The sequence below is a fragment of the Streptomyces hygroscopicus genome, from assembly GCF_026168105.1.
In the GTDB taxonomy this organism is placed as follows: Bacteria; Actinomycetota; Actinomycetes; order Streptomycetales; family Streptomycetaceae; genus Streptomyces; species Streptomyces hygroscopicus_D.
Genome location: NZ_LBMW01000079.1, coordinates 1 through 19,537, shown reverse-complemented (window position 1 = coordinate 19,537; position 19,537 = coordinate 1). Strand labels below are relative to the sequence as shown.

The following is a 19,537-nucleotide window of genomic DNA, read 5'->3' as shown; positions in this document are numbered from 1 at the left end:
GCCCGCCTCCCGCGCTGCGGCTGATGCGTGCCCGCCTCCCGCGCCGCGGCTGATGCGTGCCCGCCTCCCGCGCCGCGGCCGATGCGTGCCCGATGCGTGCCCGCGCCCACGCCGCGCTCGATGCGTGCCCGCGCCCGCGTTTCTCCCGCTCGGCCCCGCCGCCTCGCGATCACAGTCGCGGCCTCCCTCCCGCTTCCGGGCCGTAAACAACCCCCGTCCCGGCATCCCCGCAAGGCCCACCGCAACTCGGGCCCCCGCCCATGACAGCTCCGGCCCGGCTGCTCCAATGACAACTCCGGCCCCCGGCCCAATCGACTCCGGAAGAACGGAACGGGTAAGAAAAAGTCACACCCCGAGCCGTTCCGCCCCCGGAGAAACACACCCGCCTCACGACCCCCACAAGTCCCCAAAACCACCATCCGTCGCCCCTCGCCCTTGCCTGCCGCAAGCGGCGCACCGCTCTCCGTAACTCCGTGCTGTGTCTGCGGCCACATCTCGATAACGGACCGGACAGAAGGGGTTTTCCGTCCGGTCTACGCGCGTTACGCTGCCGCGGAACCAGCGCCTGGTAGGGGCGCACGCACAAAGGAGTCACGTTCCATGCGCCGGGTGTCCCGAATCGCCGTAGCTGGCGTTGCAACAGCAGCCCTCGCTGTCACCGTGTCCGCCTGCGGCAGCTCGTCCACCGAGTCGGCCGGCGGCGGCAAGAGCAAGGGCATCGGCCTTGCGTACGACGTCGGCGGCAAGGGCGACCAGTCCTTCAACGACGCCGCGTACGCAGGCTTCCAGAAGGCCGAGAAGGACTTCGGTGTCGGCGGCCGCGACGTCGAGCCGCAGGACAACGAGTCCGACGCCGACAAGGCGCAGCGCCTGGAGACGCTGGCCAAGTCCGGCTACAACCCGGTCATCGGTGTCGGCTTCGCGTACGCGCCCGCCGTCAAGGAGGCCGCGGCCAAGTACCCGAAGGTCACCTTCGGCATCATCGACGACAACACCATCCAGGCGAAGAACGTCGCCGACCTGGTCTTCCACGAGGAGGAGTCCTCCTACCTCGCCGGTGTCGCCGCCGCCAAGGTCACCAAGAAGAACCACATCGGCTTCATCGGTGGCGTGGACGTCCCGCTGATCCACAAGTTCGAGGACGGCTTCGTCCAGGGTGCCCAGTCGGTCAACCCGAAGATCAAGATCGAGAAGCAGTACCTGACGCAGACCGCGCAGGAGGGCGGCTTCTCCAGCCCGGACAAGGGCGAGAACGCCGCGAACGGCCAGATCGACGCCGGTGCGGACGTCGTCTACCACGCGGCCGGTCTGTCCGGTCAGGGTGTCATCAAGGCGGCTGCCGCGCACAAGGTGTGGGCGATCGGCGTCGACTCCGACCAGTACCAGCAGAGCGCACTGGCGGCGTACAAGAACTACATCCTCACCTCCGCCCTGAAGAACGTCTCCGGCGCGGTCTACGACCTCGCCAAGTCGGTCGTCAAGGACGGCAAGCCGCTGGCCGGCGAGGTCCGCGGCAGCCTCGCCAACGGTGGTGTCGGCCTGGCCGACTCCAACCCGGTCTTCAAGAACAACGCCGACCTGCAGGCCGCACTGAAGAAGGCCGAGCAGGGCATCAAGGACGGCACGATCAAGATCAAGACGTCCTGACCCGTGGGCCGGGCGTCCTGACGTCCTGAGGTTCGCGGCCCGGATGTCCCGGCGTCGAGATCACGACGCCGGGACACCCCGGCCAAAAGGCCGTGACAGGCCATGGCCAAGGCGCCGCCGTAGTGGCAGCGTTACGGCCACGGAACGGGGTGCGGGGAGGATGACCTGCCCGCACCCCGTTCGCGCGGCACAATGCTCGGAACGGATTGGAAACCGATCGGATCCAGTCAGATCCGAGCACTATTTAAAGCAGGGGCGCTACGCGCGTAGAAAGGCCCCTTTTCCAAGGAGAGTGCGCCATCGACGCGTCCAGCAGCCCTCCGCTCACCGCACAGTCGACGACCGCGGTCGAGCTGGCGGGGATCACCAAGCGATTCCCGGGTGTCGTCGCCAACCACGACATCCACCTCACGGTCCGCAAGGGCACAGTCCACGCCCTCGTCGGCGAGAACGGTGCCGGCAAGTCGACGCTGATGAAGATCCTCTACGGCATGCAGAAGCCGGACGAGGGGACGATCACCGTCGAGGGCGAGCAGGTGGCCTTCGGCAGCCCCGCCGACGCCATCGCGCGCGGCATCGGCATGGTCCACCAGCACTTCATGCTCGCCGACAACCTCACGGTCCTGGAGAACGTGGTCCTCGGCAGCGAGAAGCTCTACGGCATCGGCGGCGGCGCCCGTAAGAAGATCAAGGAGATCTCCGACCGGTACGGGCTCGGGGTACGCCCCGACGTCCTGGTCGAGAGCCTCGGCGTGGCCGACCGCCAGCGCGTGGAGATCCTCAAGGTCCTCTTCCGCGGCGCCCGGACCCTGATTCTGGACGAGCCGACCGCCGTGCTGGTCCCGCAGGAGGTCGACGCGCTCTTCGAGAACCTGCGCGAGCTGAAGTCCGAGGGTCTGTCCGTCATCTTCATCTCCCACAAGCTGGGCGAGGTGCTGTCGGTCGCCGACGACATCACCGTCATAAGGCGGGGCACGACGGTCGGTACCGCCGTCCCCTCCCAGACCACCCCGCGCCAGCTCGCCGAGCTGATGGTCGGCAGCGAGCTGCCCACCCCGGAGACCGCCGAGTCCACCGTCACGGACGAGGCCGTCATCGAGGTCAACGGCCTCACCGTGCACGCCGTCGGCGGCCCCTCCCTCGGAGAGCTCGCCGAGCCCTCGGCCGGCGGCCTGCTCACGGAGGCGACGGCCGAGACCGCCGGCGAGGTGAAACGCGTCCTCGACGACGTCACCTTCACCATCCACGCGGGCGAGGTCATGGGCATCGCCGGCGTCGAGGGCAACGGCCAGACCGAGCTCATCGACGCGCTGATCGGCCTCAAGCACGCCGACTCCGGGTCCATTTCCTTCCTCGGCGAGGACATCACCGCCTGGCCCACGCGCAAGCGCCGCGAGCAGGGCGTCGGCTACATCCCCGAGGACCGCCATCGCCACGGCCTCCTCCTCGAGGCCCCCCTGTGGGAGAACCGCGTCCTCGGCCATGTCACCGAGCGCCCCAACGCCAAGGGCTTCTGGCTCGACCTCAAGGCCGCCCAGGAGGACACGCGGCGGATCGTCGAGGAGTACGACGTCCGCACGCCCGGAATCGACGTCACCGCCGCCTCCCTCTCCGGCGGCAACCAGCAGAAGCTGATCGTCGGCCGCGAGATGAGCCACAAGCCGAAGTTCCTCATCGCCGCCCACCCCACCCGCGGTGTGGACGTCGGCGCGCAGGCACAGATCTGGGACCAGATCCGCGAGGCCCGCCGCGAGGGCCTGGCCGTGCTGCTGATCTCCGCGGACCTGGACGAGCTGATCGGCCTGTCCGACACCCTGCGGGTGATCTACAACGGCAAGCTGGTCGCCGACGCCGACCCGGCCGCCATCACTCCGGAGGAACTGGGCTCGGCCATGACGGGTGCCGCGTCCGGACACCTGGAACACGTGGAGGAATCCACGGAAGACGCAACGGACGCCGCCCCGGAGGACGAGGCCTGATGAAGAAGTTCGACAAGGAGCGGGTGCTCCTCGCGGTGGCCGGCCCGGTCATCGCCCTCGTCTCGGCGATCCTGCTCACCTCGGTGGTGCTGGTCGCCTCCGGCAAGAACCCGTTCGAGCCGTACGTGCTGATGCTCCAGCAGGCGTCGTTCTCCGACGTCCAGGTGCTGATCATCAACCAGGCGTCGATGTACTACCTGGCGGCGCTGGCGGTGGCCATCGGCTTCCGTATGAACCTGTTCAACATCGGCGTCGACGGCCAGTACCGCCTCGCCGCGATGATGACCGCGGTCGTCGGCGCGCACGTCGCGCTGCCGTCTTTCCTGCAGATCCCGTTCCTGATGCTGGTCGCCATGCTCACCGGCGCCTTCTGGGCCGGTATCGCGGGCGTCCTGAAAACCACCCGGGGCGTGAGCGAGGTCGTCTCGACGATCATGCTCAACGCGATCGCCACCAGCCTCATCGGCTACCTCACGCTCTCCAACGTCTGGGGCGTGCAGGTCGGCAACAACATGACGACCGGCATCATGAAGAAGTCCGGCTGGTTCCCGGGCATCAACCTGGGCGCCGACGTCGGTGAGATCTACGGCCTGGTCTTCTTCGCGATCCTCGCGGGCATCCTGTACTGGCTGGTCCTCAACCGCACCCGCTTCGGCTTCGACCTGCGTGCCACCGGTGCCTCCGAGACCGCCGCCGCGGCCTCCGGCGTCGACGCCAAGAAGATGGTGCGCACCGCGATGCTGATCTCCGGCGCCGTCGCGGGCCTCTCGGGCCTGCCGCTGCTGCTCGGCGATGCCCACACCTACAGCCTGAGCTTCCCGACGGGTCTCGGCTTCACCGGTATCACCATCGCCCTGCTCGGCCGCAACAACCCGGTCGGTATCGCCTTCGCCGCACTTCTGATCGCCTTCCTCGACAAGGCGTCTCCCGCCCTCGACTACGCGACCCCGGTGGCGTACGAGAAGGAGATCGCCACGATCATGCAGGGCCTGATCGTCTTCGCGGTCGTCATCTCCTACGAGGCCGTACGCCAGTGGGGTCTGCGCCGCCAGCAGAAGCGGGTCGGCGCGGAGCTGGCCGCCGAGGCCAACAACAACTCGCACAAGAAGGAGGTGGCTGCCTGATGACCACCGCGACCGTCGCGAAGCCGAAGGCGCAGCAGCCCGGCAAGGGCAGCCGCCGTGTCTCGCTCCCCGTACTTCTGATGATCATCGCGGGCGTACTGATCCTGACCTCGGTCGTCCGTCTGATCACCGGTGCCGACGGCATCGACTCCACGGGACAGATGTCCACGGCCCTGCGCCTGGCCGTCCCGATCGGTCTCGCGGGCCTGGGCGGCCTGTGGGCGGAGCGCTCGGGCGTCGTCAACATCGGTCTCGAGGGCATGATGATCCTCGGCACCTGGTTCGGCGCCTGGGCCGGCTACCAGTGGGGTCCGTGGATCGGTGTCGCCTTCGGCATCATCGGCGGCGCGCTCGGCGCCGTCCTGCATGCCATCGCCACCGTCACCTTCAACGTGAACCACATCGTCTCCGGTGTGGCGATCAACATCCTGGCCCTCGGCACCACCCGCTATCTGTCGAAGTTCACCTTCGAGAACGCGCCGCAGGGCTCCGCCAAGCAGTCCCCGCCGATCCCGTCATTGGGCACGTTCAGCATCCCGGGCCTGTCCGACTGGCTGGACACTCTCAACTCGAAGCACTGGTTCCTGGTCTCGGACATCGCGGGCCTGATCGGCGGTCTGGTCACCGACCTGTCGCCGCTGACGGTCATCGCGGTGGCCCTCGTCCCGGTCACGTGGTGGGTGCTGTGGCGCACGTCGTTCGGCCTGCGCCTGCGCTCGTGCGGCGAGAACCCGGTGGCGGCGGAGTCCCTCGGCGTCAACGTCTACAAGTACAAGTACATCGCGGTGATCATCTCCGGCGGCTTCGCCGGACTGGGCGGTGCGTTCCTGTCGATCGTGGCGTCCAACGTGTACCTGGACGGCCAGACGGCCGGCCGCGGCTACATCGGTCTCGCCGCGATGATCTTCGGTAACTGGATGCCGGGCGGGACCGCCCTCGGCGCGGCCCTGTTCGGCTACACCGACAGCCTCAACCTGCGCGGCGGCACCACCAACGTCCACGCGCTGATCCTTCTGCTCGGGATCCTGGTCGTGTTGGGCGCCGCCTACTTCGTGTGGAAGAAGAGGTACGTCCCCGCCCTGATCACGGCGGTGGTCGCGGCCCTGATGTTCGTCTGGTACGTCAGCACCAGCGAGGTTCCGGCGCAGCTCGTGACCGCGACCCCGTACATCGTCACCCTGCTGGTGCTCTCGCTGTCCGCGCAGCACCTGCGGATGCCGAAGGCGGACGGTCTGCCGTACCGGAAGGGACAGGGCAAGTGACCCCGTCCGCGACGGCCGACTGGGAGGCCCTGCGGCAGGAGGCGCGCGCGGCGATGGGCCGCGCGTACGCCCCCTACTCGGGCTACCCGGTCGGTGTCGCGGCCCTCGTCGACGACGGGCGGATCGTCACCGGCTGCAACGTCGAGAACGCCTCGTACGGTCTCGGTCTGTGCGCCGAGTGCGGACTCGTCTCGCAGCTGCAGAACACCGGGGGCGGCCGGCTGACGCACTTCACGTGCGTGGACGGCAACGGGGACGTCCTCGTACCGTGCGGCCGCTGCCGCCAGCTGCTGTACGAGTTCGGCGGTCCCGACCTGCTGCTGGAGACACCGGCCGGGATCCTGCCGCTCTCCGAGATGCTGCCCCAGGCCTTCGGCCCCGACCATCTCACCAAGTAACTCCCGTGCGGCCCCTCCGACTCGCCCTGTGCGGCGCGGAGGGGCCGCACCCCTTCGGAACTTCGGAAGGAAGCCATGGCCATGGACGCCATCTCCGTCATCCGCACCAAGCGGGACCGCGGCGAGCTGAGTGACGAGCAGATCGACTGGGTCATCGACGCGTACACGCGGGGCGAGGTGGCCGACGAACAGATGTCCGCGCTCGCGATGGCCATCCTGCTCAACGGCATGAATCGGCGTGAGATCGCCCGGTGGACCGCCGCGATGATCGCCTCGGGCGAGCGCATGGACTTCTCGTCGCTGTCGCGTCCGACGGCCGACAAGCACTCGACGGGCGGCGTCGGCGACAAGATCACGCTTCCGCTGGCCCCGCTGGTCGCCGCCTGCGGTGCGGCCGTCCCGCAGCTGTCCGGCCGCGGCCTCGGCCACACCGGCGGCACGCTGGACAAGCTGGAGTCGATCCCCGGCTGGCGCGCGCTGCTGTCGAACGAGGAGATGCTGCATGTCCTCGACACCACGGGGGCGGTGATCTGCGCGGCGGGCGACGGCCTGGCGCCCGCGGACAAGAAGCTCTACGCGCTCCGGGATGTGACGGGCACGGTGGAGGCGATCCCGCTGATCGCCTCGTCGATCATGTCGAAGAAGATCGCGGAGGGCACGGGCTCCCTGGTCCTGGACGTGAAGGTCGGCTCCGGCGCCTTCATGAAGACGGTCGAGGACGCGCGTGAGCTGGCGCGGACCATGGTGGGCCTGGGCACGGACCACGGCGTGAAGACGGTCGCGCTCCTGACGGACATGTCGACCCCGTTGGGCCTGACCGCGGGCAACGCCCTTGAGGTCCGCGAGTCCGTGGAGGTCCTGGCGGGCGGTGGTCCGGCGGACGTGGTGGAGCTGACGATCGCGCTGGCCCGGGAGATGCTGGACGCGGCCGGGGTGAAGGACGCGGACCCGGCGAAGGCCCTTGCCGACGGCTCGGCGATGGACGTGTGGCGCCGCATGATCGCGGCCCAGGGCGGTGACCCGGACGCGCAGCTGCCGACGTCGAAGGAACAGCACGTGATCAAGGCCCCGGCGTCGGGTGTCCTCACCCGCCTGGACGCGTACGACATCGGCGTCGCCGCCTGGCGCCTCGGTGCCGGCCGCGCCCGCAAGGAGGACCCGGTGCAGGCGGCGGCGGGCATCGAGATGCACACCAAGCCGGGCGACACGGTGACTGAGGGCCAGCCGCTGCTGACCCTGCACACCGACACGCCGGAGCGCTTCGAGTACGCGCTCGAGGCGGTGGAGGGTTCCTACGACGTCGCCCCTGCCGGAACGGCGTTCACGGCGTCTCCCGTCGTGCTGGAACGCATCGCCTGACCTGGGCCGCGGCCGGAGGCCGCTGATGTCACGGCCCCTTTCGGGTGAACGGGATCGGTGGACCGCCACCGGTCCCGTTCGGCATGCTGGGGTCGGTGTCACACCGATTGGAGACGGCCATGAGCGCACTCCCCGTCGACCACTCGGCGGCCAACGGACACGAGTGGGACGACCTGGTCCGGATCTCCCTGATATCGCTGTGGCGCCCAGGGAGGTGCTGCGTGCCGAAGCTGGCAACTACATTCCCGCGGCAGCTGCGGAACTCATCGTCGAGATCACCTCCAAGTCCAACGCGACCAACGAACGGATCAAGAAGGCCGCAGGCTACGCCCAGGCCGGTGTCCCGCTCTACCTGCTCATTGACGGCTGTGCCCCCGGCGGTCCCACCATCACGCTCTACGGTGAGCCGAAGGACAACGTCTTCCGTGTCCTGCGCGCATGCAAGTTCGGTGACGCCATCGACCTTCCCCAGCCGTTCGGTTTCACCTTGGACACCGGCGAGTTTCCGGCCAAGTAGGGAAACAGCCTCGCCCTGCCCCGGAGCCGATGAGTTCCTCCGGGCCGCCCGGTCTACCCATCGTGGAGCCCAAGACACCCACCGTCCTCGTGCTGGCCGGTCTTGTCACGCCGGACGATGTGACCAGGCTCGGCGGCGACCTGCGGGCGCTGCTCGACGCCACGGGAGCCGGGATCGTCGTATGTGACGTCGGAGCGCTGAGGCCCGTGCAGCTCGGCACCGTCGACGTACTGGCCCGGCTCCAGCTGGCCGCCCAACGCGCAGGAGGCCGCATCCGGCTGCGTGATCCGGCCCCCGTCCTGCGTGCTCTACTCGACCTCGTCGGCCTCCGTTTCGAGCTGGAGGGGAAGGCCGAACAGCGGGAACCAGCGCTTCGTGTCGAGGAAGAAGTGGAACCCGGTGAGCCGGCCGTCTGATATCTCCAGAACCTGAACCGCCCAGGCCGTGAAGCCGCCCGTGTCGGGGTCCGGCTTGTACTGGGCGAAGCCCGGCAGGCCGTTGACCGCGACCGGCACCAGCCGGGAGCCCGCGCAGGCCGAGCCGATGGTGGTCATGAAGCCGGTGATGTCCGGGGTGCCGCGCAGCCACAGGTCGAACGGCGGCATCGTCATCGCCGCGTCCTCGTGCAGCAGGGCCGTCAGCGCCGTCATGTCGTACCCCTCGAAGGCCGCGACATAGCGCTCCAGGAGCTTCTGCTGCTCCGCGTCGAGAGGGTCCGAAACGGCGGCTTCGGCGCCCTCCGTGCCTCGCTCCGCAAGCGTCGCGCGCGCCCGCTGCAGCGCGCTGTTGACCGAGGCGACCGAGGTCTCGAGCAGCTCGGCGACCTCGCTCGCCCTCCAGGCCAGCACCTCGCGCAGGATGAGCACCGCGCGCTGCTTGGGCGGCAGCTGCTGCAGGGCCGCCATGAAGGCCAGGCGGACCGACTCCTTGGCGACCGCGGCCTCCGCGGGGTCGCTCACGGTCGGCAGCACGCGGGCGTCCGGCATCGGCTCCAGCCAGGTGTTGTCCGGGCGCGGGGACAGGGCGGCCCGGGCGAGCGGCGTGGAGTCGGTGAGGTCCACCGGGCGGGCGCGCTTGTTGCCCGCGCTCAGCATGTCCAGGCACACGTTCGTCGCGATCCTGTACAGCCACGAGCGCAGGGAGGAGCGGCCCTCGAACTTCTCGTAACTCCGCCAGGCGCGGACCAGCGTGTCCTGCACCGCGTCCTCGGCCTCGAAGGAGGAGCCGAGCATGCGGTAGCAGTACCCGGTCAGCTCGACACGGTGCTTCTCCAGCTGGACGTCGAGGTCCTCCGCCGTCGCTGTGCCGTCACTCATGGTCCACCCACCCCTGTGGCCGTTCCTGTCGCGCACCTTCGCGCCCCAGCACTTCGGAAGCTACCGCAGCCCACTGACAACGGCCCCCGCAGCGTGGGAAGGCGCAGGTGGGGCCACGCGCTCAGGCGGTCGCCGGGCGGCGTTCCGTGCGGGCCGCCCTCGAGCCGAGCAGGGTGATCGTCACGACGCCGAGCACCGCCACCACGCCCATGCCCACGGTTCCGGTCCAGCCGCCCGCGCGGAAGGCCACCGCGCCGAGCGTGCTGCCCGTGCTGGAGCCGATGTAGTACGCCGACTGGTAGAGGGCAGAGGCCTGGGCGCGGCCCTGCTTCGCCGTGTGGCTGACCGCCGACGACGCCACTGCGTGGCCCGCGAAGAAGCCGGCCGTGATCAGGACCAGGCCCAGCAGCACCAGCGTCAGCTCGGAGGCCAGGGACAGCAGCAGACCCGTCGTCGTCGTACCGGCCGCCAGGTAGAGGGCGCCGCGACGGCCCAGACGGCCCACCAGCCTGCCCGCCGCCGACGCCGACACCGTGCCCACCAGGTACACCAGGAAGATCGAGCCGATGATGCCCTGCGGCAGCCCGAACGGCTCCTCCGTCAGGCGGTAGCCGATCACGGTGTAGACGCCGCCGAACACCATCATGAACAGCGCGCCGATCGCGTACAGCCGACGCAGCAGCGGGTTGGCGAGGTGGTCGCGGACCGTGCCGGCCAGCAGACGCGGGCGCAGCGAGCCCGGCCGGAAGTGCCGCGGCGCCGGAAGCAGCAGCCGGAAGGCCACCGCGCAGGCCACGGCGATCGCGCCGATCGTGCCGACGGACACCCGCCAGCCCCACTCCTGCGCGACCCAGCCCGTGATGACCCGGCCGCTCATCCCGCCGACGCTGTTGCCGGCCACGAACAGCCCGATCGCCGTGATCAGGGCCTTGGGGCTGACCTCCTCGGCCAGATAGGCGGTCGCCGACGCCGGCAGTCCGGCCAGCGCCGCGCCCTGCACCGCCCGCAGCGCGATCAGCGCGCCCAGCGACGGGGCGAACGGGACCAGCAGACCGACCGAGACCGCGACCGCCAGCGACGCGGTCATCACCGTACGCCGACCGAACCGCTCGGAGAGCGCGCTCATGGGAAGGACGAACAGGGCCAGCGCGCCCGTGGCGCCCGACACCGTCCAGCTCGCCGCGCTCGCCGTCACCCCGAAGTCGCGGGAGACCAGCGGCAGCAGGGCCTGCGTGGAGTAGAGGAGGGCGAAGGTCGCGACTCCCGCGAGGAAGAGGGCGAGGCTCATCCGGTGGTAGCCGGGGCCACCCGGGGTCATACGGGAGTCGGCGGCGGGGACGTGTGCGGCATCGGCGCCCACGGTGGTGGACGCCCCGGTATCGGCGGCAGGCATGACTCGAACGTACGGACCCCGCCACTCATCCGTCCAATGCACAGAAACCCCATAATCGTTCCCATGGTGCATCAGCAGAGGTCAGGCGGGAGCCTGTCACCGTCCAGTGACACAGAAGACATCGTTGCGGTACTTGCCCCCCGCCTGGCGTACTTCGCGGGCGCCGCCCGCACCGAGCACGTCACCCGGGCCGCGCAGGAGATGCAGGTCCCGCAGTCCACCCTGTCCCGCGCACTGGTCCGGCTCGAACAGGACCTAGGCGTCGAGCTGTTCGCCCGTCACGGCCGGACGGTCTCGCTCACCCCGGCCGGCCGTACGTTCCTCGCCTCCGTCGAGCGTGCCCTCGCGGAGATCGAGCGGGGCGCCGACGAGGTGCGCGCGGACGCCGACCCGGCCACTGGCAAGGTCGCCTTCGGCTTTCTGCACACCATGGGCGCCGAGACCGTACCCGGCCTCATCCACGCGTTCCGCGTCGGCCACCCCCGCGTCCGCTTCAGCCTCGTCCAGAACTACGGCGAGGCGATGCTCGAGAGGCTGCGGGCGGGCGAGCTGGACCTCTGCCTGACCTCTCCGGTGCCCGACGCCCCCGACCTGGTCGCGCGCCGTCTCGACGAGCAGAAGCTGCGGCTCGTCGTGCCTGCCGACCACCGGCTCGCGGGCCGCAGGCGGGTGCGTCTGGCCGAGGCCGCCGACGAGACCTTCGTGACCCTCGAGGCGGGCTACGGTCTGCGCCGTATCACCGACGACCTCTGCCGTTCGGCCGGGTTCAAGCCGCGCATCGCCTTCGAGGGCGAGGAGGCCGAGACCCTGCGGGGCCTGGTCGCGGCGGGCCTCGGCGTGGCGCTGCTGCCGCCGCCGGCCGTGCCGCGCCCCGGGGTCGTCGAGCTGACGGTCACCGCGCCGCGGGCGGTGCGGGAGATCGGCGTCGCGTGGCTGGAGGGGCGCGTCGACACGCCACCGGTGGCGGCGTTCAAGAGGTTTCTGCTGTCCAGGAGGGGGCGGCTGCTGCCCGACTGACGCCTCCCGTGCGGGGGTCGCCGCGAACTGTGCGACCGGCCACGGCGGGCCCGCGGAGGTGAACGGCGAGGTGTTCCACGCCGCTCCGGGGCTACCTCCGAAGCGACTTCCCGAATCCCGCCGCCAACGGCATCCGCAGGCCCAGCGGCGGCGGAGCCGCCAGCGCGTCCTCCACCGGCCGGGAGAAGGACCGTGCGAACAGCGTGCCCATCACGAAGTCCTCGGAGAGCGCGTGCACTTCGGACCGGTACTGGTGCAACCCGTGCCCGTCGGCGTGCACTTCGAAGCGGCAGATGTCGCGGTTCGCCTTCTTCGCCCGCGCCGCGAGCCGGAACGACAGCTCCGGGTCCGTACGCTCGTCGTTCGTGCCGTGCACGATCAGCACCCGGCGCCCCACGAGCTGCTTCACCGGTTCGGGCGATGCCGCCATGTCCTCCTCGGGCAGCCAAGGGGCCAGTGCCAGTACGGAGTTGACGGCCGTGTGGCCGGCCGCGCGCAGCGCCGCCCGACCGCCCATGCCCACGCCGACGAGACAGACCGGCACGTCCCCGTAGCGCCGTACGACCTCGTCCGTGGCCCAGGCGGCGTCCCGGGCCAGATGTGCCTCGCTGCCGTTCCAGCCGCGGTAGCGGTAGTGCACCACGTGGGCCACCAGGCCCTCGCCCTGGCCCGCCCGCGCCAGCCGGCGGCCGAGTGCGCGGACGGAGGCGGTGGCCATCAGGGGGGACGGTCTGCGGGCTGAGACCTCGTCGCCGCCCGGGAGCAGCAGCACCGCGCCGCTCACCGCTGTCGGCTCCGGTCCGAGCGCCCTGCCCAGCCGGGCCCTGCGAACCGGCGTCGCTTGGTGTGCCATGACAGAACAGTGTCAGAATCGACGGTGCACGAAACCAGTCCTGTGGGTCACCGTTGCGTATCGACACCCTGCATCGCCCCGAGCTCTACGCGCGTAGGGGCTATGGTGCGGAAATGACGAGCCAGCACCAGAACACCCCGAGCTGGGATCAGATCCGCCGGGCGCCCAAGGTCCTGCTGCACGACCACCTCGACGGGGGTCTGCGCCCCGGCACCGTCGTCGAACTCGCCCGCGAAACGGGCTACCGGCATCTGCCCGAAACCGATCCGGACAAGCTCGGCATCTGGTTCCGCGAGGCCGCCGACTCCGGCTCCCTGGAGCGGTACCTGGAGACCTTCTCCCACACCGTCGGTGTGATGCAGACCCGCGAGGCGCTCGTACGGGTGGCCGCCGAGTGTGCCGAGGACCTCGCCGAGGACGGGGTCGTCTACGCCGAGGTGCGGTACGCGCCCGAGCAGCATCTGGAGGGCGGCCTCGGCCTGGAGGAGGTCGTCGAGGCGGTCAACGAGGGCTTTCGGGAGGGCGAGCGGCGAGCGAAGGTGAACGGGCACCGCATCCGCGTCGGCGCCCTGCTCACGGCCATGCGGCACGCGGCCCGCGCCCTGGAGATCGCGGAACTGGCCAACCGTTACCGGGACCAGGGAGTGGTCGGCTTCGACATCGCGGGCGCCGAGGCCGGTTACCCGCCCACCCGGCATCTCGACGCCTTCGAGTACCTCAAGCGCGAGAACAACCACTTCACCATCCATGCCGGCGAGGCCTTCGGACTGCCGTCCATCTGGCAGGCCCTGCAGTGGTGCGGTGCCGACCGGCTCGGGCACGGGGTGCGCATCATCGACGACATCCAGGTCCTCGAGGACGGTTCGGTGAAGCTCGGGCGCCTGGCCTCGTACGTGCGCGACAAGCGGATCCCGCTGGAGCTCTGCCCCAGCTCCAACCTCCAGACCGGTGCCGCCGACTCGTACGCCGGGCACCCCATCGGACTGCTGCGGCGCCTGCACTTCCGCGCCACCGTGAACACGGACAACCGTCTGATGTCGGGGACGAGCATGAGCCGGGAATTCGACCACCTGGTCGAGGCTTTCGGGTACACACTCGACGACCTGCAGTGGTTCTCGGTCAATGCTATGAAGTCAGCATTCATTCCTTTCGATGAACGACTGGCGATGATCAATGACGTCATCAAGCCCGGCTTTGCCGAGCTGAAGTCCGAATGGCTGTTCCAGCAGACCGCGTCCACCAGCGGTTCTGCGGTGTCCGAGGACTGACGGCTGCCTTTTCGAAGCGGCCGGGAAACAACTTTCCGGCCGTTTTCGCATGTTTGCGGAGCCGGGCTGCGCGTGTTTACGGTCGTGGACTGCTCATACCCCCGTTATCGGATCCAAGGACGCATCACCATGAAGCAGTCTGCTGCCAAGACCCTCGGTGTCGCCGCCCTCGGTGCCGCCTTCGCCGCCGCGGGCGCGGGCGTCGCGAGTGCCGCCCCGGCCGTCCCGGACGTCGCCGGGCCGGACACCGTCACCCGGACGCTGCCCGTCGGCGACGCCGCCAAGGTGCTGCCCGGGGCCGGTGATGTGCTCGGCCAGGGACGGAACGCGCTCGGCGGGGCGGTGGCCGCCACCCGTCCCGTGGCCGAGGAGGCCGTCACCGGCGGTCCGGCCACGCCGGTCGCCGGGCTGCTCGGCGGACTGCCGGTCCGGGGACTGCCCACCCACGGCCTCCCGGTGAACGGGGCCCCGCTGACCTGAGGCGACCCACCCGTACGACGCCGATGGGCGCCCCGATCCGGGGCGCCCATCGGTATGTCGGCGTGTCGGCGGTGGCGCAAAGCGGCGCCGGTCGTCACCAGGCGGTGCGGGTGTCCGTCTTGTCCTCCGACGGGAACAGGATCCACAGCGCTATGTAGAGCAAGAACTGCGGGCCCGGAAGCAGACACGACAGCAGGAAGATCACGCGCATCGTGGTCGCGGAGGTGCCGAAGCGCCGTGCCAGCGCTGCGCACACTCCGCCGATCATCCGTCCGTGGGTGGGGCGGGCCAGGGCGGTCATGAGGGCTCCTTCGCGAACCGTGGATGGGAATCGATCTGTTCGACCTGTTCGACGTGTTCCACGCTACGGGGACGAAGCGGCCAAAGCGTCGCTCTACGGGGCCATCCCGACCCTGGGAATAGTCGGGGTCCGACCCTGAGCCGGTTCCTCCCGGGGGAGGGCGTCCCGGCTGCGTGACGCGGCCCGGCGGCGGAGCCGGAACCGGGCCGCGGGCACGACCAGGAGATGGACCAGCGCCACCCCGGTCGTGTTGAGCAGGACCGCGTCGATGTCCACGACCTGACCGGGTACCCCGGTCTGAAGCAGCTCGATGCCCAGGGAGATCAGGGTGCCCGCGGCGATCGTACGCAGCAGCGACGCGAGCGGCGAGACGAAGAGCCGCCCGCCCGCCATCGGCAGCAGCACTCCGAGCGGCGCGAGCAGCGCGAGGCCCTCCCCGATGCGGCGGGCGGCCTCCGGCCAGCCCAGCGCGAGATCGGCTCTGATACCGGCGAACGGATGGAGATTTGCGGGCCTCACCCAGGGCACGTCCAACGGGCGCAACGTGATCCAGGCGACGAGCGCGAGGTGTGCGACGAGGAGGACACCCCCTGCCACACGGACGCGGATCGCGGCGCTGCCGCCGTCTGAGCCTTGACGCTGCACGCCCCCCTAGACGCGGGGTGCGGCACGATCGGTTCCCCTTTCCCGCAGTCGCGCGCCTACGGAGCGCTCACGCGCCGGGCACCTCGCTCGACGGCGGCGCCACACTGCGCGGATGGGCGCGCACCGCGCCGGTGCACTCGTAGCGGCGCAGCGGCCGGTCCTGCGGACCGCCGAGCACGACGGTCCCGTCGTCGGCGGCGGTCGCCTCCGAGTCGGCGAAGGTGCAGACGATCTGCGCGAGGGGGGCCGAGGCGAGGGCTCCCAGGGGGGTGCTCAGCCGGAAGGTGTTCTGCGGGTCCTTGCCGCGCGGGCCGCTCACCTCGATGCCGCTGGTCACGTCCGTCGTGTAGCCGGCCTGCCTCTCCGGGGCGGAGGGCTTGGCGGCGAGTTGGTCGAGCAGCCCCTGCGCCACCAGCACCCGGCGCTGTGCCTCGGCCGTGCCGTCCGGTATGCGCACGAAACGGTCCACCGTCACCAGCTGGGAGGAGCACAGCAGGAAGACCTGGACCGGGATGCCACGGCCCGCCTGCGTGGACACGTCCGTGCCGGACAGCGTGCAGGGTACCCGGGAGGGCGCGGGACCGAAGTCCGTCGGTACCTGGGTGGCGCGGATGCCGCACCCGGCCAGCAGCGCGGCCAGCAGCGGTACGGCGAGCCAGGAGCGTCCGCCTCGTATCGTCATCCGGCGTTCCCCTCGGTGCCGTTCCTGTTCCGCGTCTCGTCCGCGATCAGCGGCGAAGCGTCGCGCGGCAGGCGCAGCGTGAACACCGCCCCGCCCTCGGGCGAGTTGGCCGCCGTGATCTCGCCGCCGTGGATGTGCGCGTTCTCCATGGCGATGGACAGCCCGAGGCCGCTGCCCTCGGAGCGCGGGCGTGAGGCGCTCGCCTTGTAGAAGCGGTCGAAGACATGCGGCAGCACGTCCTCGGGGATACCGGGACCGTGGTCCCGCACCTCGATGAGGAGGTCCTCGCCCTCCTCGCGCACACGGACCCGTACCGGCGAACCGCCGTGCTTGAGCGCGTTGCCGATCAGGTTCGCCAGGATCACGTCGAGGCGGCGCGGGTCGAGGTGGGCCATGATGCCCCGCTCCGCGTCCAGTTCGACGGCGTCCAGCCAGGCGCGGGCGTCGATGCACGCGGTGATCTGGTCGGCGATGTCCACGTCGTCCAGGACCAGCCGGGCCGTGCCCGCGTCGAAGCGGGTGACCTCCATCAGGTTCTCGACGAGGTCGTTCAGCCGCCGGGTCTCGCTGACCACGAGCCGTACGGCCGGCTCGATCATCGGGTCGATGCCGCCCGTCTCCGCGTCCAGCTCCTCCTCGAGGACCTCGGTGACGGCCGTGATCGCCGTCAGGGGCGTACGCAGCTCATGGGACATGTCCGCCACGAAACGGCGGGAGGCCTCGTCGCGGGCGCTCATGTCCGCGACCGTCTTCTCCAGGGACTCGGCCGCACGGTTGAACGTCCTGGACAGCTCGGCCAGTTCGTCGGTGCCGGACACGCGCAGCCGGGTGTCCAGCTTGCCCTCGCCCAGGCGCCGGGCCGCGATACCGAGGCGGTGCACCGGCTTCAGCACGGTCGTGGCGGCGGCCTGCGCGAGCAGCGCCGAGCCGATCAGCGCGAGGCCCGTGGCGATGCCGAGCGACCAGGCCAGCGAGTCGAGGTCCTTGGCCTCCGGCTCCAGCGACTTGCGCATGTAGCCGGTGGGGCCCCCGCCGATCACCCTCGCACCGCCCACCAGGTACGGCTTGTCGCCCTCGACGACCCGCTGCCAGTACAGGTGGTAGGCGGGCTTGCCGGCGGACGATCCCGACTGCTGCTTGTCCACCGCCTTGCGCAGGGACTTCGGCACGTCGTCGAGCGTGAAGGTGTCCAGGTCGGAGTTGCCGGTGACGGTCCTGCCGCGCTCGTCCTGCGCGATCAGCAGCACGCTGAAACGCTGACTGCTGTTCGCCATCTGCCCGGCGGCGTGCTGCAGTTCGTCCTGGGTCGGGTGCACCGGCAGTGAACTCGCCCGGTTCTGCATCTCCTGCTGGAAGTCGCGCAGCACCGCGTCCTCGGCGCGGGTGAGCACGGCCTCGCGGTTGAGCCAGTACGCGATGCCGGACGCCGACACGGCGGCGGTCAGGGCGACCAGCCCGAACACCACGACCAGGCGCAGTCGCAGGCTCGTGAAGCGGAGTCGTGACAGTACGGCCTTGCGGGCCGCGGCCCAGCCGCGGAGTCCCCCTTGCGGATCGGTCACTGAGGGGCGTCCAGCCGGTAGCCGACCCCACGGACCGTACGGATGAGCGTGGGCGACGACGGCACGTCCTCGACCTTGGCGCGCAGGCGCTGCACGCACGCGTCGACGAGCCGTGAGTCGCCCAGGTAGTCGTGCTCCCACACCAGCCGCAGCAACTGCTGCCGGGACAGTGCCTGTCCGGGCCGCCGGCTCAGCTCCAGGAGCAACCGCAGCTCGGTCGGGGTGAGCTGCAGATCCTCGCCGTTCTTGGTGACGGTCATCGCCGAGCGGTCGATGACGAGGTTGCCGAAGGCCGCCGAGTCACTGGACTCGCGCTCGCCGCGGCGCAGTACGGCCCGGATACGGGCGTCGAGCACCCGCCCCTGCACGGGTTTGACGACATAGTCGTCCGCGCCGGACTCCAGCCCGACCACGACGTCGATGTCGTCGTTGCGCGCCGTCAGCAGGATGATCGGCAGCTGGTCGGTGCGCCGGATGCGCCGGCACACCTCGAATCCGTCGATGCCGGGCAGCATCACGTCCAGCACGATCAGATCCGGCCGCTGTTCGCGCAGCAGCTTGAGACCGTCCTCGCCGGTGGCAGCAGTGGCCACACGGTGTCCCTGGCGCGTCAAAGAGAGCTCCAGGGCCGTTCGGATGGCGTCGTCGTCCTCGATCAGCAACAGGGAAGGCACGGGGGTCATTCTGGCCCATGCCATGGCCGTCTTTCGACTGCTCGAGCGCTCCCGCACATCCGGCCGGTGCGAGGTACCGGCCAATGGTACGGCTGCGTAGCCGTACGACTCTTGTCCGTGTCCGGGTTGTGAAGCGGTTGCGGACGACCCCTGTGACAGGCCTGTGACAGTCGGCGGACACGGCCATGAAGTCGCCCGGGCAGAGTTTTCGGCACAGGCAAGGAAGCAAGTCGAAGACCGGGGACTCCACGACGGGGGGCGCGAGATGAACACGCTGCACGGCACCAGCACCAGCGGCGCAGTGGTCACGCGTCTGCACGACGTGACCCGGGGTTCGGAAAAGTCCGGTGCCGTGAGCGGGCGGGGGTGCGCTCGCGGCACCGGGCGTCAGCACACCGCCTATATGACGGTGGTTGACGCTCACACGGGGGAAGCTCACGGGGGAGCCGCGTACGGGGAGGTCTCGGGGGAGCGTCGTTCGGCGACGGAGGCGGAGTTCACCGCCTATGTCGAGGAGCGCCGCGCCTCCCTGTACGCCACCGCCTACCACCTGACCGGTGACCGCTTCGAGGCCGAGGACCTGCTGCAGAGCGCGCTGTTCTCGACGTACAAGGCGTGGGACCGGATCAGCGACAAGGCGGCCGTGGGTGGCTACCTGCGGCGGACGATGACCAATCTGCACATCAGCGCGTGGCGCCGCCGCAAGCTGAACGAATACCCGACCGAGGAACTGCCGGAGACCGTCGGCGACACGGACGCGATGCGTGGCACCGAACTGCGCGCCGTCCTGTGGCAGGCGCTGGCCCGGCTGCCGGAACTCCAGCGCACCATGCTGGTCCTTCGCTACTACGAGGGCCGCACGGACCCGGAGATCGCGGAGATCCTCGACATCAGTGTCGGCACGGTGAAGTCCAGCATCTGGCGGTCGCTCCGCCGGCTGCGTGAGGACGAGGTCCTCAGCTTCGGCCGTGACGAGGAGGAGTCCTTCGGGGAGCTTGTCGCCTGAGGGATGGGGGGAACGGGGGAGCACCACCACGGGGGGAGCGGTACCGGGGGAGGG

Annotated in this window: 20 protein-coding genes; 12 read left to right on the top strand and 8 right to left on the bottom strand. The window is 70.2% G+C overall.

The window, feature by feature from the left end:
* The first annotated feature begins 600 nt into the window (after nucleotides 1-600).
* The 8 genes from AAW14_RS37340 (at nucleotide 601) to AAW14_RS37305 (ending at nucleotide 8,702) form a co-directional block, all read left to right on the top strand.
* Nucleotides 601-1,647, top strand: coding sequence for a BMP family lipoprotein (locus AAW14_RS37340; RefSeq protein ID WP_265568913.1), 1,047 nt, complete (start codon nucleotides 601-603; stop codon nucleotides 1,645-1,647).
* 299 nt (nucleotides 1,648-1,946) lie between these two features.
* The gene (locus AAW14_RS37335; RefSeq protein ID WP_265568914.1) at nucleotides 1,947-3,626 is read left to right on the top strand and encodes an ABC transporter ATP-binding protein; all 1,680 of its coding nucleotides are present in this window, start codon (nucleotides 1,947-1,949) and stop codon (nucleotides 3,624-3,626) included.
* Complete coding sequence (locus AAW14_RS37330; protein WP_265568912.1) at nucleotides 3,626-4,750, top strand: ABC transporter permease; 1,125 nt, start codon at nucleotides 3,626-3,628, stop codon at nucleotides 4,748-4,750. Before AAW14_RS37335 ends, AAW14_RS37330 begins: the two co-directional genes overlap by 1 nt.
* A complete protein-coding gene (locus tag AAW14_RS37325) occupies nucleotides 4,750-6,012 on the top strand; it encodes an ABC transporter permease (protein WP_265568911.1) in 1,263 nt (420 codons plus the stop codon). The genes AAW14_RS37330 and AAW14_RS37325 overlap by 1 nt, the downstream gene beginning before the upstream one ends.
* On the top strand, nucleotides 6,009-6,410 hold the full coding sequence (locus AAW14_RS37320; RefSeq protein WP_265568910.1) for a cytidine deaminase: 402 nt from the start codon (nucleotides 6,009-6,011) through the stop codon (nucleotides 6,408-6,410). Before AAW14_RS37325 ends, AAW14_RS37320 begins: the two co-directional genes overlap by 4 nt.
* A gap of 81 nt (nucleotides 6,411-6,491) precedes the next feature.
* A complete protein-coding gene (locus AAW14_RS37315) occupies nucleotides 6,492-7,769 on the top strand; it encodes a thymidine phosphorylase (protein ID WP_265568908.1) in 1,278 nt (425 codons plus the stop codon).
* Nucleotides 7,770-7,968: 199 nt separating this feature from the next.
* Nucleotides 7,969-8,286, top strand: coding sequence for a Uma2 family endonuclease (locus AAW14_RS37310; protein WP_322741161.1), 318 nt, complete (start codon nucleotides 7,969-7,971; stop codon nucleotides 8,284-8,286).
* 29 nt (nucleotides 8,287-8,315) lie between these two features.
* A complete protein-coding gene (locus AAW14_RS37305) occupies nucleotides 8,316-8,702 on the top strand; it encodes an STAS domain-containing protein (RefSeq protein ID WP_265568907.1) in 387 nt (128 codons plus the stop codon).
* Here the strand turns inward: AAW14_RS37305 and AAW14_RS37300 are convergent.
* Both AAW14_RS37300 and AAW14_RS37295 read right to left on the bottom strand, forming a co-directional pair.
* Nucleotides 8,595-9,602: a sigma-70 family RNA polymerase sigma factor gene (locus AAW14_RS37300; protein ID WP_265568906.1), complete on the bottom strand. Its 1,008-nt coding sequence runs from the start codon at nucleotides 9,600-9,602 to the stop codon at nucleotides 8,595-8,597. The genes AAW14_RS37305 and AAW14_RS37300 overlap by 108 nt on opposite strands.
* 121 nt (nucleotides 9,603-9,723) lie before the next feature.
* The gene (locus AAW14_RS37295; RefSeq protein WP_265568905.1) at nucleotides 9,724-10,995 is read right to left on the bottom strand and encodes an MFS transporter; all 1,272 of its coding nucleotides are present in this window, start codon (nucleotides 10,993-10,995) and stop codon (nucleotides 9,724-9,726) included.
* A 63-nt stretch (nucleotides 10,996-11,058) separates the two neighbouring features.
* Between AAW14_RS37295 and AAW14_RS37290 the strand changes: the two genes are divergently transcribed.
* Nucleotides 11,059-12,012 carry a LysR family transcriptional regulator gene (locus tag AAW14_RS37290; protein WP_265568904.1) on the top strand — a complete coding sequence of 318 codons (954 nt, stop codon included), beginning with the start codon at nucleotides 11,059-11,061 and terminating at the stop codon, nucleotides 12,010-12,012.
* Between the two features lie 91 nt (nucleotides 12,013-12,103).
* Here the strand turns inward: AAW14_RS37290 and AAW14_RS37285 are convergent, their stop codons facing one another.
* Nucleotides 12,104-12,865, bottom strand: a complete 762-nt coding sequence (locus tag AAW14_RS37285; protein ID WP_265568903.1) for an alpha/beta hydrolase — start codon at nucleotides 12,863-12,865, stop codon at nucleotides 12,104-12,106.
* Nucleotides 12,866-12,978: 113 nt separating this feature from the next.
* Here AAW14_RS37285 and AAW14_RS37280 point away from each other — a divergent pair, with 113 nt between their 5' ends.
* On the top strand, nucleotides 12,979-14,133 hold the full coding sequence (locus AAW14_RS37280; protein ID WP_265568902.1) for an adenosine deaminase: 1,155 nt from the start codon (nucleotides 12,979-12,981) through the stop codon (nucleotides 14,131-14,133).
* 129 nt (nucleotides 14,134-14,262) lie between these two features.
* Nucleotides 14,263-14,613, top strand: a complete 351-nt coding sequence (locus AAW14_RS37275) for an ATP-binding protein (RefSeq protein WP_265568901.1) — start codon at nucleotides 14,263-14,265, stop codon at nucleotides 14,611-14,613.
* 94 nt (nucleotides 14,614-14,707) lie between these two features.
* Here the strand turns inward: AAW14_RS37275 and AAW14_RS37270 are convergent, their stop codons facing one another.
* From AAW14_RS37270 to afsQ1, 5 genes are all read right to left on the bottom strand, one after another.
* Nucleotides 14,708-14,914, bottom strand: a complete 207-nt coding sequence (locus AAW14_RS37270) for a PspC domain-containing protein (RefSeq protein WP_265568899.1) — start codon at nucleotides 14,912-14,914, stop codon at nucleotides 14,708-14,710.
* A 93-nt stretch (nucleotides 14,915-15,007) separates the two neighbouring features.
* The gene (locus tag AAW14_RS37265) at nucleotides 15,008-15,559 is read right to left on the bottom strand and encodes a VanZ family protein (protein ID WP_265568898.1); all 552 of its coding nucleotides are present in this window, start codon (nucleotides 15,557-15,559) and stop codon (nucleotides 15,008-15,010) included.
* A gap of 67 nt (nucleotides 15,560-15,626) precedes the next feature.
* Nucleotides 15,627-16,241 (bottom strand): hypothetical protein, encoded by a 615-nt coding sequence (locus AAW14_RS37260; protein WP_265568897.1) that lies wholly within the window; start codon nucleotides 16,239-16,241, stop codon nucleotides 15,627-15,629.
* The gene (locus tag AAW14_RS37255; protein WP_265568896.1) at nucleotides 16,238-17,803 is read right to left on the bottom strand and encodes a sensor histidine kinase; all 1,566 of its coding nucleotides are present in this window, start codon (nucleotides 17,801-17,803) and stop codon (nucleotides 16,238-16,240) included. The genes AAW14_RS37260 and AAW14_RS37255 overlap by 4 nt, the downstream gene beginning before the upstream one ends.
* Complete coding sequence (gene afsQ1, locus AAW14_RS37250; protein WP_265568895.1) at nucleotides 17,800-18,477, bottom strand: two-component system response regulator AfsQ1; 678 nt, start codon at nucleotides 18,475-18,477, stop codon at nucleotides 17,800-17,802. Before afsQ1 ends, AAW14_RS37255 begins: the two co-directional genes overlap by 4 nt.
* 265 nt (nucleotides 18,478-18,742) lie before the next feature.
* Here afsQ1 and AAW14_RS37245 point away from each other — a divergent pair, with 265 nt between their 5' ends.
* Complete coding sequence (locus AAW14_RS37245; protein ID WP_265568894.1) at nucleotides 18,743-19,483, top strand: SigE family RNA polymerase sigma factor; 741 nt, start codon at nucleotides 18,743-18,745, stop codon at nucleotides 19,481-19,483.
* The last annotated feature ends 54 nt before the right edge of the window (nucleotides 19,484-19,537 follow it).

Coding starts and splice junctions, on each gene's coding strand:
- AAW14_RS37340 (WP_265568913.1), top strand. CDS start 601: ATGCGCCGGGTGTCCCGAATCGCCGTAGCTGGCGTTGCAACAGCAGCC.
- AAW14_RS37330 (WP_265568912.1), top strand. CDS start 3,626: ATGAAGAAGTTCGACAAGGAGCGGGTGCTCCTCGCGGTGGCCGGCCCG.
- AAW14_RS37325 (WP_265568911.1), top strand. CDS start 4,750: ATGACCACCGCGACCGTCGCGAAGCCGAAGGCGCAGCAGCCCGGCAAG.
- AAW14_RS37315 (WP_265568908.1), top strand. CDS start 6,492: ATGGACGCCATCTCCGTCATCCGCACCAAGCGGGACCGCGGCGAGCTG.
- AAW14_RS37305 (WP_265568907.1), top strand. CDS start 8,316: ATGAGTTCCTCCGGGCCGCCCGGTCTACCCATCGTGGAGCCCAAGACA.
- AAW14_RS37300 (WP_265568906.1), bottom strand. CDS start 9,602: ATGAGTGACGGCACAGCGACGGCGGAGGACCTCGACGTCCAGCTGGAG.
- AAW14_RS37295 (WP_265568905.1), bottom strand. CDS start 10,995: ATGCCTGCCGCCGATACCGGGGCGTCCACCACCGTGGGCGCCGATGCC.
- AAW14_RS37290 (WP_265568904.1), top strand. CDS start 11,059: ATGGTGCATCAGCAGAGGTCAGGCGGGAGCCTGTCACCGTCCAGTGAC.
- AAW14_RS37285 (WP_265568903.1), bottom strand. CDS start 12,865: ATGGCACACCAAGCGACGCCGGTTCGCAGGGCCCGGCTGGGCAGGGCG.
- AAW14_RS37280 (WP_265568902.1), top strand. CDS start 12,979: ATGACGAGCCAGCACCAGAACACCCCGAGCTGGGATCAGATCCGCCGG.
- AAW14_RS37275 (WP_265568901.1), top strand. CDS start 14,263: ATGAAGCAGTCTGCTGCCAAGACCCTCGGTGTCGCCGCCCTCGGTGCC.
- AAW14_RS37270 (WP_265568899.1), bottom strand. CDS start 14,914: ATGACCGCCCTGGCCCGCCCCACCCACGGACGGATGATCGGCGGAGTG.
- AAW14_RS37260 (WP_265568897.1), bottom strand. CDS start 16,241: ATGACGATACGAGGCGGACGCTCCTGGCTCGCCGTACCGCTGCTGGCC.
- AAW14_RS37245 (WP_265568894.1), top strand. CDS start 18,743: ATGAACACGCTGCACGGCACCAGCACCAGCGGCGCAGTGGTCACGCGT.